The 18,069-nt window shown below is 49.1% G+C and carries 11 protein-coding genes; all 11 read right to left on the reverse strand.

From position 1 onward, the window contains the following. Window positions 1-132 precede the first annotated feature (132 nt). On the reverse strand, window positions 133-1,767 hold the full coding sequence (locus KVT38_RS02540; RefSeq protein WP_217592117.1) for a hypothetical protein: 1,635 nt from the start codon (window positions 1,765-1,767) through the stop codon (window positions 133-135). Between the two features lie 197 nt (window positions 1,768-1,964). Further along, on the reverse strand, window positions 1,965-3,773 hold the full coding sequence (locus KVT38_RS02545) for a UvrD-helicase domain-containing protein (RefSeq protein WP_217592118.1): 1,809 nt from the start codon (window positions 3,771-3,773) through the stop codon (window positions 1,965-1,967). Further along, window positions 3,774-5,732, reverse strand: a complete 1,959-nt coding sequence (locus tag KVT38_RS02550) for an ATP-dependent nuclease (RefSeq protein WP_217592119.1) — start codon at window positions 5,730-5,732, stop codon at window positions 3,774-3,776. A gap of 128 nt (window positions 5,733-5,860) precedes the next feature. Then, window positions 5,861-6,199 carry a hypothetical protein gene (locus KVT38_RS02555; RefSeq protein ID WP_217592120.1) on the reverse strand — a complete coding sequence of 113 codons (339 nt, stop codon included), beginning with the start codon at window positions 6,197-6,199 and terminating at the stop codon, window positions 5,861-5,863. Between the two features lie 384 nt (window positions 6,200-6,583). Then, window positions 6,584-8,098 carry an ABC transporter substrate-binding protein gene (locus KVT38_RS02560; RefSeq protein WP_217592121.1) on the reverse strand — a complete coding sequence of 505 codons (1,515 nt, stop codon included), beginning with the start codon at window positions 8,096-8,098 and terminating at the stop codon, window positions 6,584-6,586. A 39-nt stretch (window positions 8,099-8,137) separates the two neighbouring features. Next, window positions 8,138-9,037: a carbohydrate ABC transporter permease gene (locus KVT38_RS02565; protein ID WP_217592122.1), complete on the reverse strand. Its 900-nt coding sequence runs from the start codon at window positions 9,035-9,037 to the stop codon at window positions 8,138-8,140. A 16-nt stretch (window positions 9,038-9,053) separates the two neighbouring features. Next, on the reverse strand, window positions 9,054-10,013 hold the full coding sequence (locus KVT38_RS02570) for an ABC transporter permease (RefSeq protein ID WP_217592123.1): 960 nt from the start codon (window positions 10,011-10,013) through the stop codon (window positions 9,054-9,056). Between the two features lie 221 nt (window positions 10,014-10,234). Beyond that, window positions 10,235-14,029 carry an Ig-like domain-containing protein gene (locus KVT38_RS02575; RefSeq protein WP_217592124.1) on the reverse strand — a complete coding sequence of 1,265 codons (3,795 nt, stop codon included), beginning with the start codon at window positions 14,027-14,029 and terminating at the stop codon, window positions 10,235-10,237. 141 nt (window positions 14,030-14,170) lie between these two features. Then, the gene (locus tag KVT38_RS02580; RefSeq protein WP_217592125.1) at window positions 14,171-16,543 is read right to left on the reverse strand and encodes an AraC family transcriptional regulator; all 2,373 of its coding nucleotides are present in this window, start codon (window positions 16,541-16,543) and stop codon (window positions 14,171-14,173) included. A gap of 200 nt (window positions 16,544-16,743) precedes the next feature. Next, window positions 16,744-17,184 (reverse strand): carboxymuconolactone decarboxylase family protein, encoded by a 441-nt coding sequence (locus KVT38_RS02585; RefSeq protein ID WP_217592126.1) that lies wholly within the window; start codon window positions 17,182-17,184, stop codon window positions 16,744-16,746. A gap of 54 nt (window positions 17,185-17,238) precedes the next feature. Next, the coding region (locus tag KVT38_RS02590) for a sigma factor-like helix-turn-helix DNA-binding protein (protein ID WP_217592127.1) at window positions 17,239-18,069 on the reverse strand (831 nt) is incomplete at its 5' end.

Genomic DNA, 18,069 nt, shown 5'->3' on the forward strand with positions numbered 1-18,069 from the left:
GAACACAATTGATATTCGGGATTAAAGTTGTGTACTCAGATCACCGAATTATCAGCAATATTGCTGCGAATCTATATTTCGAAATACTGAAACATAAAACATAGCAGTCCCATGACCAAGCCTTTCCTTACTTCATGCACTCCCAGAAGTAATTAGCCAATCATTAAGTTCAGAAAAAGAAAGGACTCTAATGCCATTTGTACTAATATCCGATTCTTCTATAGCGTTATAATGCTTAAATACAAGAACTGGAACTATATCATTGAACGGTGATCCAAAGAAATGCTCAATCTCTTTTTGGTATCTACGAATCTCAATTAATTTATTTGAAATTTTGTTTATAAACTTCATTGTTTTGTTTATATCATGCCTTAATCCATAAGAAGTAAATTTGTGTGTTACATCTTTACATTCGAACACATATAACTTTTTATCTTTCAATGCTACAATATCGAATTCGTACTTTAAATTAATCTCTATACTTTTTTCACTATTCGTGAATCTAAGGCGCCTGAAATTAAGTGCAAAATGATCCATATAAGGTGTCACGGCATCAAAAACTTTTTTCTCGAATACAGCCTTTATTTTCTTCTTGATAAATTTTGAGTTTGGATTATTTTTCAATTCGATCAAATCATATACCATCTTATGTTTTAAAAGCGTAATAGCATACATCATTAAATAGAAAGAAAATAAATAATGATTAGCATCATAGTCTACAACAGGTTGTTCGAGTAGTCGACTCTCGTAGGTCTCAATTGAACCAAACCTATTATTCCCCACATTATCGCGTAACTTTAAATACGCTATTGCCTTTTCTGCTTCCTGCCTAGAACAATTCCCCTCTCTCCTTAACAAATCAACAAACTTTTTATGTTCAATTATCACCACATCTGCTTTTACTACCCCTAAGTCCAAGGAAGAGAATTTCCCACCAAACGCCTTGTCAAGCATCCTCACCCTAAAACCGTACTGATTGAATAGTCCAGCATCTAAAGCACTTAAAAGCTTAATATCATTATGGATAGATTCAACTTCATAGTGGCTATCGCTGGCATTTTTTAATAAATTGTTTATACGAGTTGCTTCGTCGACCCCTATAATTTCAATCTTATTCTCTTGAACACTTAAAACCGGGTTTTGATAGTATCCACTTGTCACAAATTCTCTTTCGTTCACCAACGATACCAATGCCGTTGCATAGTTATATATTTCCGTTAAATAATCCATATTAATGGTAGTGAGGCCCTCATCTTTATTTAAACCCTGATGATAAAATAATGTTTGTATTACTGCCTTGTCTAGTCCTCTCCATGTATAGAATACATGTGACCATTTATCTTTATTAGCAAAAACATAAAATAAAATATTTTTTTCTTTTTCATCAAAACTTTTAGCCGAGTAAATTCTTTCAGCACTTAATTGTCCTCGCACGACAAAATCCATATAATAATGTAGTTTTGTCATATACGTAGCTAAAGAATACAGGCATAATGCCATATCTCTTCTTTTTGTATTTATAATTTTATTTTCCAACTTCTTCGAAACCCATTCTATTAGTTTATTAAATATATTTTGTATCTCTTGTCTATTGTTCGTTTCTATTTTAGATAAAGCTAATTCCTGAATGGGAATAGAGATAATTTCTTGATATACTTTTAATAAGAATTTCCCCTCTGACTGCAAGCGGTATAAGAGAGTGGCTTTATAAAAATCAATCGGTGTGGCTGCCAGTGACTGATTGCCTAAGGCACCTTTATATACCATACTCACTTCTCCTTAACGACCCAAGAAAATATAATAGCCAGCCAGACTTCAAAATTTATTTATTCCATGGAATGCTCATTGAGACTTTACAAATCTCAAGTTAATACGTCATTATCCTAAAGACCTTTCCAATAGGATGAACAATGATTAGGCCAACTTGAACATTACGAAAATGGAATCGGCTAAGACACTTTTACTTACATAATATCAAAAACTGGATCCGTTTCTTCAAGACCATCATATGCAAATTCAATGGTCCAACCTTTGTTTTTGAAAATCTGAATTTCATTTTGATTTACAAGATTATGATCCATACCAAAAGCAAACAAATGTGTTGGCCTACTCATCGCAACGTAAAGCAGGTTACGAGCAACCCATTGATTTTCATAGTTAGCACCATCAAGACAATAAAATGATTTTAGCATTTTAGTATGTATTCGGTCTGAGTCATCAGAGTCGATCAATAAAACTGACCTGTGCGTTTCACCCTTTGCAGAATGTATGCTACTAAACTCTGGAGAAAAATTATCAGGCTCTTTAGTTTTAACTTGAGAAGGACTATTTATTATATTTATTATGCTGGCAATCTTTTTAAAAAGAGAATTGGCAGAACTCACTAACTCTGAGTCTTTTTCTTTCAAAATAGAATTTATATTGTCTTTTAAACTAGCGACATTTAACTGCCCACTCTTTATGCTCTTTAACAAACTCTTCTTAAGACTATCTTGTTTCGGATGCTCCCTTATCCACTTTTTAACATCGTAACCAATGGTTTCTCCATAGGAAAGCCTTTGAAATAAAAGATCATACACTAATTTAATGATATGAGTCGTATAGGACTCGTTCATTTTAATTCTATATCCAGATTCTTGTCGCTTTTCCTCAAGTTCATATGCATTAATAGCAACTTTCCTTATGGATAAGATGCTATCTTTTTTTGTATTTTGTGAGAATGTTTCATCCTTCTTTAGATGACTTAATACTATTTTTTTGTAATGAGGTAACAGTTGCTCCTTCTTCTTATAAATAATTAATATTGGATTGTATGACTTATTTTCTTTAATACATTCGACCTTTATTCCCTTGATAATATTAGGAAGATGGCTTGCAAGTTCGATCCCAAATCTATTACATACATTCAGTTCAAATATGTTATCTTCTAAAACTGGCATTTCGCCATCAAAGTCTAGTGTTTGATTGGGATCACCTACGACCTGCATTATATTCGTATCGACGGCGTAAATTTCTTTTAATATAGATAAACTACTTAATTGTGTATCTTGAAATTCATCGATAAATAAGTATTTAAATCTTTTTCTTAGAAGCGATATGGTTCTTTTATTTCCCATAGCTGCTTCTGCAAACAAAAATGTGTCATTAAAAGTAAAGTACCCTAACCTCTTCAACTCCCACATAATATTAAACATATGGGTACTGTGATTTTCAAACCGGCTCCAATTTGGTGTGTTTTCTAAAACTATTTTATGAGAATCTTTATCGTAGACCAAATTACATCTCTTTATTATTCTGATAACAGCTTCCTTGGGTCCGCTACTCCAACCGCCGAAGTAAGAGCTTTTGTGGACCAATCCAGAAATAACTGATGAATAATCCTCCTCATCGGCAAATCGCAAACTGATAGGGTTGAGATGCTTTTTTATATAAGGAATAGCAAGAAAAGTATTAAAAAATTGATGAACCGTTCCTACAAAATGAGGATGGTTGATTTGTGAAAGTCCTAATCTCCTAAGAATCCTATTTATCTCATCTACTGCAACGTTAGTTTGAGTAATTATACATATTGTATCTTTTGAATTTTCACTTGCCAGCTTCATTAAAAGCAGAACGATTTTAGCGGCCAAACAAGTTGTCTTTCCAACTCCCGGCCCTGCAATAATATATTTCGATTCCATTAATTCAATAAAATCTCGTTGATTATCATTAAAACTTTTTCCATTCAGCATAGACTTCTCAACTAAATTAAAATCAGCCTTATTAAAAAACATTTACTCACCGCCTGTAACATGCAATATTGCCTTTACTAAGTAACTTAGTTTTGGGTCATTAATGATTTTTTTTGATAGCTCCTCTTTTCTTTCAAGTATCTTTGCAGAAAGGAGTTGTGATACTACAGTTTTAGACACTTCGTTGTCCAGCATAAATTGGTATATTGATACAGCGCGTTTTTCACTATCCAAAATCTTTTCCCACTTATTCTTTCTTAACTTACGATTTTTTTCTTCTTTATATTGTGCTTCAAGTATTGAATCTTGTAACAAAGATGATATTCCACTTTCGGCTATAGCAAACTCTAGGGTCCACGGAGAACTAAGGAATACCATAGTTTTTTCTACTTCATTAAAATAGTTTTTATTTAGCAATTCGGTTCTATCCGTTAGGAATTTTCCATACTTCTTGGTATCTTTACTAACTAGAATGCTTTCTATTTCTAACTCCTTTTCTAAACTTAATTTTGTTCCAATAGTTTTGTTTATTTTCTTTATTAAATTCTCAAAATTATTATAGAGTCCTACTAAAATTTCATTTTTCAGTGAAGAACCAAGTGTTTTATTTATTTCTTGTATATCCTTCTTATCAACTTCAAAATAACACAATTGCTCATCTGCATAATATGCTTTTGGTTTTAAATCTAAATCAGTAACAATAGAAATTGGAAAGTTGAGTTTAAATTCCTCTTTTCTAAGAAAAATTGAAGCATATCTCTTAAACGCTAAATTACCTACATTAATAATCGAAACTCCATAATCATAAAGCGGTCTATTTAATACCTCTGCTAAAGTCGGAATTAATAGATTTTCTGCATCACCTTCCACGCAAATAATCCCCTGAGCAAAAAACATATTTGATTTAGTAGCATCCAAGAATCGTTCCAGAAATTTGTAGTCGTCTTTTTCTAAACAAGTTAAACCCGATCTCATGGGGAATGAGGCGTTATTATAAATTAATATTATATGTTCAAGGGATATGGATGAAGCTAGTATCGGACTATGGGAAGTTAAAATATACTGAACCCCTTCATCTTTACTCTTTTTTTCAAAATATTTGATCAATCTTAATTGAGATTGAGGATGTATATGGGCTTCTATTTCTTCTATTAATGCAATCTTTGCCCCAACTGTATTTTCACTTAGCAATAATAATTCTGCTGCCATAAATAATAAGTTAGAACTTCCTAATCCCGTACCTATATCACCCAATCCCAATTCTAATTTTTTTAAAGCCTCTTCAAATTTCATTGTTTTAGGATTAATTCTTGGAGTCTTTCTTCTATTTTTCTCAAAAAAGGAATCAATAATTCCACTCATTTTGCCAAGAACAGGTTGATCGATAATCTCTTGGACATCGCCAAAAGCCTTTGAAAGGATTTCTTCAATTTCTTTTTTTGCAGCCCCACTATCCTTTTGAAAATAATTTAGATTCTTCAATATCTGAGCCAACCTAGATTTATTCCCTGAGCTCAATTCTAACTCGGCGTCCCTCAACGGCTTCAAATAAGTAACTGCTAAAAGTTGCTTTACATTATCACTTAAAGCTTGCTCTCTCCCTTCCTCTCCCCCTGTTACAGTCCTACTTATTTTTGACTTCTTATTAATATCTATTGTTTGTTCCGCTTCTAATAATAATCTCAGGTGGGAAATACCATCTTTAAAGTATATCCATTCAAAAAAGTAAGCCTCTTCGTCTTCCGAAAGACCTTTAAAAATATATTTAATTTTTATCGGTTTATTGATATTAAAAAAGTCTGTCTCTCTAATCCATAATGAATCCTGACTATTTGTATTCAGTCCAAGCTTTATTGCGTCAATAATAGCTGTTTTTCCAGAATCATTCTCTCCTACAATCACATTTAAGTTGGCATTAAAAGTGATAGAGAGCCCGGGTTGCTCGTTCGCGCGCTCTCCGAACTTCCTCCAGTTTGTTATATTCAAGGTATCAAGATACATTTAACTCATCCTTCTAATTTTGTTTTGCTTTAAGCAAATTTAATTCATATTTTTTATTATACAAAATATTCCTTTAAGATATAAGACTGCATAAGAAATCCGTTAGGGGAAATCACCCTGACGGTCTTTTAGGTTTGGCGGATATCCGAAATGTTGTATTCAATCTCATAAATACCTTTGTAATGCTCAGAATACATCTTGCCTCCACAGGATTCACATGTAAACTGCGGCGGCACACAAGAATCCCTAGCGTTCATACGATCGAAATCTCGCACCACTTTTAGGGGAACAAGTTCTTTTTCATTGCAACTCAAACAGATGAACTGAACTTGCCCGGTTGTAAGCGGGCGGTGCTTTTTCTTTTTGGCTGGTTTTCTTTTTGGCTGGTTTTCTTTTTGGCTGGTTTTCTTTTTGGCTGGTTTTCTTTTTGGCTGGTTTTCTTTTTTAGATACCGGTGAAATGGTCAATCATCCTCTCCATACAGGCGTGAGCGGTCCGAGAACGGGCAAGAGGGTCTTCTCTCGTCATCTGCCTCACGTGTTCACGCCAGTTCCTCCGCTTCCGCAAACGCTCCATCAGCACCACCCATTTCCGGCTGACTTCCTGCCACGCGCGAATGAATCTCTTGCTCATTCCCTTGGTTCTCCGAGAATAGATGCCGTAATAACGAAGGGTCTTGAATTGCTCGTCCGGAATATGACTAATCAGACGGTAGATTCGCCATGTCGCGTCTCGAGCGGGCCTTAAGCAGCCGGTCAGTCCGGCGGGCGCAGAAGGACGGACGCCAGAAAAACGGCCCATGCACGATACGCATGGGCCGCATGTTCATATTCGGATTTATCCCCGCATCCTCACTGCTGCTTCTTCTCCGCCACCCAGGCGTCCAGCTGCTTCTGCAGCTCGGCCTGCACTTTGTCGCTGCCCGCCTTCTTCAGCTTGTTCAGGTAATCCGGCAGATACTCCGCGGGATCCACCGTGCCCGTGAGCAGCAGTGGCTCGTATTCGGCCTTGAGCGCCGCGATGTTGGCCGCCTCCGCCTTCACCGCCGTATCGTCGAAGTTAAACCCGAACGTCGGCTGGACGACGGCGGACTCGTTCAGCTTCCGCGTCACTTCCCAAGTGTCCGGCGCCTGGCCTTCGATCAGATAGCCGTTGAACACGTTGCCGAACACCCAGTTGGGGGCCGTATAGCCGCCGGCGGGATTTACTCTGACCGTATTTTCGTCCAGCTTCTCGTAGTGCTTGCCTTCCAGGCCGAAGCTAAGCAGGTTGTACAGCTCACGGTCCTTGTTGACGAGCTCGATGAGCATCATCGCGCGCTCCGGATTTTTGGACGTGCGGCTGATCGCCGTCAAGGTCGTGATGTTGGAAGTCCGGTTGGTCGTGACGTCCGCGAGCGGAATGCCGACGATCTTCCGGCCCCCGTTCTTGGACTCGATCTCGGCCTCGTATCCCGGCTTCATCGCGTATTCGATAGATACGGCGAATTTGCCGTTATAGCTCGCGTCGATCTGCTTCACCGTAGACGCGTCCTCGTTGATGTAGCCCTTCTCGAACCAGCGGTGCATCATCTCGGCGAACTGCTTGTATTCGGGCGATTGCTCGAGCGGATTCGACTTGTACGAATCGTCCCCGATCTTCACGCCGTAGTCGTCATAGCCGTAGGCGATCGGCTGGAACTTGGTGAGCGGGCCGACGAGCATAAACGGAATGATGCCGGGTTCGTTCTGCTTGATCTTCTCGAGAAACGGCTCCAGATCCTCGAACTTTTTGACCGCATTCACGTCCAGTCCGTACTTGTCCGCATACTCCTTGATCACGTTGACGCCGTAGTGGGAAGTGACGGTCTGGTAATTCGGGACCGCGTAGATCTCTCCCTTGTACTTGGTTGCGTCCCAGGTGAAATCGGGAATGGCTTTCTTCGCTTCCGGCGCGTATTTGTCCAGCAGTTGATCCAGGGGCAAGAACGCGCCTTTCTTAACGTTCTCGTCATAGTTGAACGCCCAGTTGGCCGTCCACACCAGATCGTATTCCTCGCCCGCGGCGCTCGCCGTGTTAAGCTTCGTCGTATAGCTGCCGAAGTCGATCGGCTTCAGCTTGACGGTCGCGTTGATCTTGGATTTGACGATCTTATTCACTTCGTCTTCAATGAGCTGCTGATCCGGCGGCACCTGGGCCACGCCGTAATACCAGGTCAGCTTGACTTCGGGGAGTGCCGCTTCCCCGGACTCGCTTGCGGAAGGCGACGAAGCCGGTTCCGACGATCCGCCGCTTGCCGCGGGTTTCGGGTCGCCCCCGCCGCTGCATGCCGCCAGGAACAACACCAGGCCTAATGCCGGAAGACCCATCTTGCGCAATCTTTTCAATACAAACCCCTCCATCTTCTTAATATAACATTAAAGGGATTATCCCTTTAACGAACCGACCGTCATGCCCTGCACGAAGTACTTCTGGAAAAACGGAAAGATGAACATCATCGGACCCGCGACCAGAATGACCAGCGCCATCCGCATCGACTCGCCCGGGAGCTGGCTCATGTCGAGTCCCAAACTCTGAATGTACTGGCTGTTGTTCCGGAGGAAATCGAGCGTGTTCATGATCCGCACAAGCAGCAGCTGAAGCGGTACGAGCTTGTCGTTGTCGATGAACAGCAGCGCGTTAAACCATTCGTTCCAGTAGTTGAAGGCGATGAACAGGCCTAGCGTCGTCAGAGCCGGCGTAGACAGCGGCAGGATCATCATGAAGAAAATGCGCCATTCGCTGGCTCCGTCCACCTTCGTGGATTCGATCAGCTCGTAGGGGATTTTGCCCATGAAGCCCTTCATGATCAGGACGTAGAAGGGGGACAGCATCCCTGGCAGGATGATCGCCCAGAGCGAATCCTTCAGATGCAAGTACTGCGTCATCAAGATATAGAAGGGCACCAATCCGCCCGAGAACAGCATCGTGAAGAAAATGTACACCGTGAGCTGCACCCGCCACTTGTAGTCCCTTCGCGAGATCACGTAGGCGATCATGCTGGTGAGGAGCAGGCTGAGCAAGGTGCCGACGATCGTGATGAAAATGGTGTTGCCGTAGGCCCGCAGCAGAACGCCGGGCGACTGCAGAATGAACTCGTAGGCCAGAACGCTGAAGCGCGCCGGGATGAACGAGTATCCGTGCTCCGCAAGCGCTTTCTCGTCCGTCAACGAGACGGATACGATCAAGAGGAAAGGCGCGATGATCGCGACGGAGAGCAGAACGAAGAACAGATGGATCACGATATTGCCTTTGCGGTTGCTCAGCGACGTCGTTGCAGTGTTCATGAGGAAGCTCGACCTCCTACCATAGCGAATTCTCATCGTTTATTTTGCGAACCGTATAGTTGGCCGCCACTACGAGCACGAACCCGACGAGCGACTGGTACAGTCCGACGGCCGCCGCCATCGAAGTATCCCCGCTGACGCTGAGCGCCCGGTATACGAACGTGTCGATGATGTCCACCGTGTTGTACAGCAGCGGCGAATTGTTCGAGACGAAGAAATGCAGGCCGAAATCTCCCCGGAACATGCTGCCGATCGTCATGATGAGCAAAATCGTGATCAGCGGGGCAAGCATGGGAATGGTGATTTTGCGCACCATCTGGAACCGGGTCGCCCCGTCCATCCGTGCGGCTTCGTAATACGACGGATCGATCGCCACGATGCCCGCATAGTAGACGAGGGCGGAGAACCCGATCGATTTCCATAGATGCGCCAGCGTCAGAATCCCCGGCCAGTATGCCGGCTCCAGATACCAGCGCACCCGCTCCCCGCCGGTCGCTTCCAGCATCCGGTTGACGAATCCGTAATCGTGGTTCAGGAACATCTGTACGAGGAACATGATGACGACCCAGGAGACGAAGGTCGGGAGAAACATGACGGTTTGGTAGTACTTGCTCCATTTGCGCGAGATCTCATTCAGAAGAATGGCGACGAGCAAGGCGCAGAATGTCGTGATGATCCAGAACCAGATGTTGTAAAGAACGGTGTTGCGGGTCACGATAAACGCTTTCTCGGAGATAAAGAAGAACCTGAAATTGTCGAGCCCGATCCATTCGCTCCCCCAGATCCCCTTGTCGTAACGGTAGTTCTTGAACGCGATGATAACCCCGAACATCGTCAAATAGCTGAAGACAAAAATATAGACGGCAGCCGGAAGCGCGAGAAGGCTGAGCTCTTTGTCGCCGCTTCGGAGCTTGCGTCGGACTTTTCTTTTGCCTTCCTTGGCGGCGATGCGCACGCCGGCTTCGGATTGCTGCATGCGGTCTGTCCCCCTGTCTGATGGAATGATACGGAATGATACGGAACCCCGTCGATCCGTATCCCCATCATGGCACGTACCGGAACGCCGCCGAAATCCCAAAATACGAACATCGTATCAATTTCGATTGCCGGATTTGCTTATTGCATCAATAATCGTAGCGGAGCGATAAAAAGGAGCCGCCCTGCGATGTACGCGCTGGAACGGCTCCTTGCCTATGTTTACTTGGATTTGCCCTTGGCTGGCTTGAGCACGATCGCATTGTTCTTCCCGGCGTAGTTGTAGACGTTAAAATACCCTTCCGCCGCAATCGGATTGTCCGGTTCGGCATCCCACTCGTTCAGGACGACCGTGGAGCCCGACTTCAGAATAAACCGATTCCCTCCCTCGCCCCGGATGACGCCGATCTCGATCTCGTATTCATGACCGGCCTTGAATGCCGTGTTCGGAACGATCCGGACCATCTTCTGCCCCGGCTTCCAGGTCTGGAACTCGATCTGGTCCTCTTTAATAACGACGAGATATCCCTTGTTGCCGTTCACCCATGTCGGATCGCCGGTACGGTCGGAACGCAGCGCGAAGCCGTACCAGCCGCCGTCGTACGCTCCGAACTTGGCTTTGAACTTCAGCAGCTTGCTGCCGAACTTCTGTCCCTCGTAGCCATACACGCCATCTCCCTTTATGCGTACCTCGCCCTTGTGAAAATCAACGGCGTCCGAGTCCGTCCAGCGCTTCTTGTCCTTTAATGCCTTCTCCAGCGACTGAACCGGATAGTTCGGCCAAGACCGGACCGTAACGGCGGCCTCCGCCTTGATCCCTTCATTCTCGGCGGAAGCCGCCGTAATGACCGCCTTGCCCTTCTTATGCGCGGTAACCGTGCCCGTATCGCTCACGCTCGCGACGGCCGTATCGCTGGAGGTCCATTTAACGCTTCGGTTGGAGGCGCCCGGCGGCCCGACCATGGCCGTCAATTCCCGGCGCTCGCCCATATCCATCGTCAACGCGGTTTGATTCATCTCGATTCCCGTGACCGGCTCCCGTACAAGCGACAATTTGATGTCGTCGAACTGCATCGCCGTGAAGCCCTCCACGTAGAAGCCGACTTTGCCGCTTGGACTGTGGGTCGGGTTAGCGCCCTGCAGACGCAGCTCTCCGTCGATGTAAAGGCTGACGCTCGCGCCCTGGACGACGAGCTTGATCGCATATACCCGGTCGGGAAGCAGATCGTCCGCCGGGAGATCGACTTGCTTCATCGTTTGCCATTGCGAGTCGAAGAGTGCCCACTGGGAGCCGGCCGCTGTCTTCTTGTAGAAAACATATCCGCTTCCGGCCGCTCCGCTTCGCTCGTACATGAGGAAGTTCGCGCCGATCGGCATATCTGTCGGCGTCTTGAGCTTATACTCCAGCATGTAATCGGCATACTCCCGCGACGATTGGGCATTCGCTCCTCCGACTATGCGGTACCAATGGTTGCCTTCGGCATCCTCGGCGATGCTTCGATTGGGGTCTACCGGCCAGCCGTTGCCGCCATTCTCGAAGTCGGTGAAGTCCATGACCCCGTCCCCGTCCGCGACGGTCAATTCATACGAAGCCGCAATCGCCGGATTCGCGGCCGATACCGCCGTGATCACCGTCGTACCCGGGGCGAGCGCCCGAACTTTGCCCGCGGCATCCACGGTCGCCACGGACGGATCGCCGCTCTCGTACGTCACCGCGGCGTTCGTCGCGTTCCACGGAATCGCCTCGGCGCGGACGATCTTCTCCTGGCCCAATTCGAGCGTCACCGCGCCGGAAGGAAATGCGATATCGACGACTTCCACCACATCCGGCGCATGGGAGATGCCTACCTTCCCCTGCGTGCCGATCTGTTCGAACGGGATGTCGACGAAGCCCGGGATATGGCTGAATACCGCGGCATCGTCCCGCAGGCGAAGGTCGCCGGCGGCCAGGTTCTCGAAGCCCGGGTCCGAAGCGGTCACCCAGTTGCCGGCGTAATTCAGCAGATCGTGCACATCCCTCGCGCCTTGCGCGTTCACCTCCGAAGACCGCTGCAGCGACGGATTGTACACGACGTTGTTCGTGAAGTCGTTGCTGTCCGGGTAATACCGATTCTCCGTGAAGAAGTTCGCCAGCTCCGGATACTTGGTCAAATACGGCGTGCCGACAAAATCGTCGTAGCGATCGAACAGCGCATGCCATTGCGGCATGTAATCCGTGTCGATCTTGTTGCCGGGCGCGTTGCCCATGAACATCTCCTGGTTGTCGAACGGCACGTAGGTATCGATGAACAGGTTGTTGTCCGCCTTGATGTAGGAGCCTGCGTTGCTCTTAATGGCGGCGTTCCCCATCTTGTAGAAAATGTTCTGTTCGATCTTCAGCCCCATGGTGAGGTTGTCGGGGTATACGCCCTCTACGCCGGGCTTGTTTTCCCCAATATGGTGAAAGTAATTGCGTCGGATGACCGTTCCCCTCTCCTGCGGCGTAGAGCCTGCGTTCATATAGATCGCGCCGAGATCGGAGAACATTTTGCAAATGTCGTAAACTTCGTTGTTTTCCACCAAATGGTCGTTGCCGTAAATGAGGAAGGCCGGGTGCGGCGCGTCGTGAATCTCGTTGCCGATCGCCTGGTTGCCGACGCCCCGCAGGGCGATGCCGGGATTGTAGGCTTTGTTGTAGTAAGCGAAATCGTGAATATGGGAATTGGACACCTTGTTGTTCCCGGGCTGCAGCGTCGTCGCGCTGCCGCCGTTCAACGTAACGGCCAGTGCGCCGATATGGTGAATGTGGGTGCTGTCGATCAAGTGGTCGTGACCGTTCAGCTCTGCGTCGGGCACCGGGTCCATGTAACGGGACGGGACGTTGACGAACACCGCGCCGCCCGAGAAGTTCGAGATATCGGCGTGCGAAATCGTCACATGGCTGCCCCCGATGATAACGGCAGCCGTGTCCCGGCCGTAAGTCATCGTCAATTCCTCAAAGCGAACGTAGGACGCGCCGCGGGTGACGATCATCGGGTCCTTCAGCGTCGTCACCGTGATGTCGCCATGCCCGGCCGCAAAAGCCGCATTCGGCAGCAAATACAGCATGCCGTTCGTCCGGTCGATGTAATACTCGCCCGGCGCATCGATCTCTTCCAGCAAATTTTCGGCGAAATGGAAGTCGGGATACCAGTTCTTCTGAATGCCGGACATCTCCCCGTACCTCAACGTAATCGTCTTGTTCGCGGGATCGATGGAAGCGATCTTATTATAGGACCATTCCCAGCTGTATCCGAAAATACCGTCCAGCCAAATATCGTCCGCTTGCGTCCAGAGCGCGGGACGATCGTATCCGTACTTGAACGTGCCTCCTCTCTCCTGCAGATCCGGATCGTCCACGGTAGGTCCGGGGTCGACGATATCCCCCATCTGCACCGTGCTCTCGTTCGGCCAGCGTGCCAGCGTCATGCCTTGCCCGTCGATATACAGCTCCATCGGAGGCAGCAGGCTGATGTCGCTCGCTTTCCAGTATCCGTGCCTGCTGATTTGCCCGTAATCGGTCAGGCCGTGGGCGGCCAGATCGAACGCCACGACCTTGCCGCGCGCGACCGGATCGATGATTCGCTCCAGCACGGATGGATCGGTAACGGCCGCGAAGCCGGACCGCTCCAGATTCGTGCCCCCGGACAGCGTGACGGTCTCGCCGGGATAAGCGCGGTACACGATCGGGGAATCGGCCGTGCCCGAATCCTGTTCCGTCAGCTCGAACGTCGAGCTCCTCGGGTACGTGCCTTCCCGCAAATACACCGTTACGCCGCCGTCGGGCAGCCCGCTGCCGCTCTTGAGCGAGCGAACGGCGTCCCGCGCCGCCTCGAGCGTCCGGAACGGATCGCTCTCTCCGCCGGAGTTGGAATCGCTTCCATTCGGCGCCACATAAAACGCCGTTCCCGCTCCCTCTTCCGCATGCCCGCTCGGCGGCGGCCACACCCCGAATAACAATCCGACAGCCAAACAAAATGCCAGAATCCGCTTGCTCATCACCTTCACACCTTTCCGTGTTTTAGTGCGGCCTTGCGGTTTTTATTCTGGCAAATGAAGGCTTTGCAAACTATGCTAAAAACGCGATATCGTCACAAGCGGCGTGTCAGATTCCGAACATCGTATCAAAACCCCGCCGCTTCACGACGACTTCTCCCCTTCCAGCGTCGCATTCATCCGAAATTCCTTCGGCGTGATGCCGAATCTCTTCTTGAACAAGGTGATAAAATAGCTCGCATTGTTGAAGCCGAGATAATCGGCGATCTCCTTGACGCTGAAGTCGCTGCCAAGAAGCATATCCCGCGCCTTGTCCAACCGGTATCCCGTAATGTAATCGCTTACGGATACATGCTCGCACTGCTTGAAGATACGACCGATGTAGGCCGGCGACATCTTGAAGTTCGCCGCGATGGACTGCAGGCTGATATTAACATCGAGCGCGTTTTTCTCTATGAATTCCTTCATGGCGGCGACGACGATCTTGCTCTTGTCTTCCTTCTGCGCTTCCCGCTCCGCCTGGCATACTTGCTCCAGGAAGCGCTCGATCTTCTGCCTCATCTCCGCCAGCGTATCGGACCGGATCACTTTGTCGCCCAGCGTCTGCATCTCCACCGAGTTGAAGTGCGAAGCGAAGACGGGCTCGCGCAGCACCCGCTTGATGACAAGGACCAGTTGTTGAACCGCGAATGTCATATAGTCGTAAGGAAACGTGGCGATCGCTTCGAACCACTTGTCCAGCGCGGCCTGGATCGCTTTGAGATCGCGCGCGCGTATGCCCTCGCCCAGCTTCTTCTCCCATTCCAGCGGGATGGCGGCGTCCTGACGATACATATTGTCCGCGACGTCCGCAGAAGTGATGATGGAGCCCGCACCGAACAGCAGGCGGTACATCAGCTGCTGCACCGTGGCGTGATAAACGCGGCTAATGGACGTTCCGTCTGTCACGGGATCGCTTACGGCCGCCGAGAATGTCCGCCGGTAATATTGGCGGCATGTCTCGATCGCTTCGGCCAGACATTCGCGCAAGGCGGCAGAGTCCGCGCTTCTCGCCGAGACGCGGGTGATCACGACCATAAAATCGTTCTTCATATCGAGCACGCGAACCGGACACGACCGCGCGAGCAGCTCCTCTGTAATGTTGCCGACCGCGAATCGGTACAGATCGTCCGCAACGGCCGGCAGGCCGCCGGACTGCGGCAGCGGATCGAGCGCGAGCACGGCCATTTGCCAAATCCGTTCCTCCCCGCCGTTCTCCTCGAACAGGCCGGGATACGCTTCGCCGCACGTTTTAAGCTCCTCCTCGGTGATGGATTCGCTGTCGGTGAGCCACCGCCTCAAATAATAATCGTTCACGATCTGTTGATTGCGGCTCTCGTCCCGATAGGCCAGTTGAAGCTTATGAAGCGTCAGCTCGTACACACCGGAGATGAAGCTCATCTCATCCTGCGTCTTCGAAATCTCCGACCCCGCCCCCGAATCGGGCGAATTCCGCTTGAACAGCTCGGTCAACCGGCCGATCGGCTTGTACAGCCGGTTCGCGATGGCGGCGGACAGCACGATCGACGCGGCTAGCGCCAGTCCGATCAGGATAAACGAGATATCCCGGAAAGATTCCACGCGGCCCATCACCTGGTCGTACCGCAGCGCGCTCACGATCCGCCAATCGTTGAAGCCGATGCCCGTCTCGGAGATGAAGTATTTCTCTCCATTCAGCCGTCGGACCGAGAAGGGCGCCAGTTCGTCCGGCTGCCCGGCCGCGATGATCTCCGACAGCTGCCGCCGCTCCGTCTCGCCGAGCGCCGCGGCGTCCTCGCCGCTGTAGGCCAGCGCCTGCCCGTGTTGAACGAGCAATACGCCCCCGTCGCGATGGTCGGCAAGTTCGTTCAGATTGGTAATATTGTCGAATATCCACTGGGGCCGGATGTTGACGATAACGGCGTTCGGCATGGAACCGTTGGACGGATGCCCCTCCAGGACGAAGAAGGAGAACAAATCCACGTTCGGACTCGACTTGTCCGTCTTCATCGGGACCAGCCGGCCGCTCGGGGAACGTTCGGCTTCCTGCAGCCGGTCCAGCGTCATCTTTTTCAATTCCGGCAGATGATCCCGCGTCCAGGGACCGGAACCTCCGACATACAGCTGGCCGCTTGCGCCGCTGTACACGGAGATCGAATCGACGAAAGAGGTCGAATCGGCGACCGTATCCAGCATGCGCAGCGTCTGGAACTTCGTGAACGGGTCGGGCTCCCGGGCGTTCATCAAATAGATCATGCTCTTGTCGAAGCTGATCATGATCGCGATATTTTGCACGATTTGATTCAAATAATTAATGTTGTATTTGATCTGGGACAGTACTTTCTCGTTGGCTTCCTTCTGGGTTTGCAGCACGATGTCCTTGGAATAGAAGTAATACGAGAAGGAAAAAAGAACGAGCATCCCGACGACGGACAGATTAAAGTAGAGCAGAATGCGCTGCAAATAGCGGCGGCTTCGGAGCAGACGTAGGATACCCATAAGAGGGGACGCCCCCTTATTTTTGTTTGACCTTATCATGGTAGTTTGGGGAGGGGGTGTCAAGATACAAAAAATGCGAATCATACGAAAAAACGCATGCGGAGGCGTTCCGAATGCGTTTTTTTGTGGATCGGGCAGTCGGGATTACAGATTCTGTTGCGTAATGTAGAGCGACTGGACCGCCTCCCCCATGCTATCCATTATGCCGGAGGGGTCAAGCCTGTCGTGATTGCGATGCGGTTCCAGCCGTTGATCGTGATAATGGCTATCAGCAGCTCGCTGATCTCCTGCTCGCTGAAGTGACGGGCTGCTTCTTCGTACACGTCGTCCGGAACGTGATTGGATGCGACCAATGTCACGGCTTCCGTCAACGCCAGCGCCGCGCGCTCTTGCGGAGTGAAGTAAGACGTTTCGCGCCAAGCGTTAAGCGTGTAGATGCGAACCTCCGTTTCACCCAGCTTGCGGGCGTCGGTTGCATGAATTTGGAGACAGAAGGCGCATCTGTTGAGTTGCGAAGCGCGAATTTTTACAAGCTCCTTCAGCTTTTTGTCGAGACTTGCGCCATCCAGAAATTTTTCGAGTCCGACCATCGCCGCGAAAGCCGCAGGGTTAACCTCCTTCAACAACATCCTTGGTTCCATTGCCAATCGCTCCTTAAATAGTAGTGCCGACCTGCTTGCATCGACTTTCGCTATCTAAGACCAATCGGTGAATCGGTTTGTGACACCCGCAAGCTTGTCAGGGTTCAAAACAATAAAAATGCGCGAGATCCGCTTTTCCACGTCCCAACCGAACACCATGACCATGGCCGGCTTGCCGTTCCGGGTAACGATAAAGCCGGGTTGGCCGCTCACGTCGACCGGCAAGAACGAATCGCCCAGCGTGCCTTTGCGCGCGTTACCGATAAAGAATGCTGCGATGCGCTCGCTGCCCTCGATCGGATTGATCGCCGCGCGAGCTTTGTCGCCGCCATCGGTTACGAGTACGGCGTCATGCGCCAGCATGTCCACGAGCGCGGACGAATTTCCGGTCTCGGCCGCCTGCATGAACGCCTTGGCGATAGCCCATGCTTGTTCCTCGTTGCGCCGCATGGGATCGATCGCTTCCGCGCCGCCGTCTTCTTCCGCCGATCCTTGAAGCTTTTCCTTTGCCCGGCTCAAAATTTTGCGGCAATTCGCTTCGGACTTCTGAACGATGTCCGCGATTTCACCATAGTTGAAGTCGAGTGTCTCGCGAAGCAGGAAAACCGCGCGCTCGACGGCAGTCAGCCTCTCCAGCATGACGAGCATCACATACGTGATGTTCTCTTGCCGCTCGATGTAATTGGCCGGATTTCCGTTCTTTCCGGTTGCGGATCCGAGCGCGGCGGGCGCACCGCCGACCCCTCTATCGGAAATGGCAGGCTCCGGGAGCCACTGCCCGACGTACAATTCGCGGCGTTTGCGCGCGGATTGCTTCAGTTTCAAGCTTCTGTTGGTGACCATCCGAACCAAATAAGCTTTTTCGTGCCTGATGCTGTCGCGATC

Origin of the sequence: Cohnella sp. GbtcB17 (genome assembly GCF_019091135.1) — a bacterium.
GTDB lineage: Bacteria > Bacillota > Bacilli > Paenibacillales > Paenibacillaceae > Cohnella.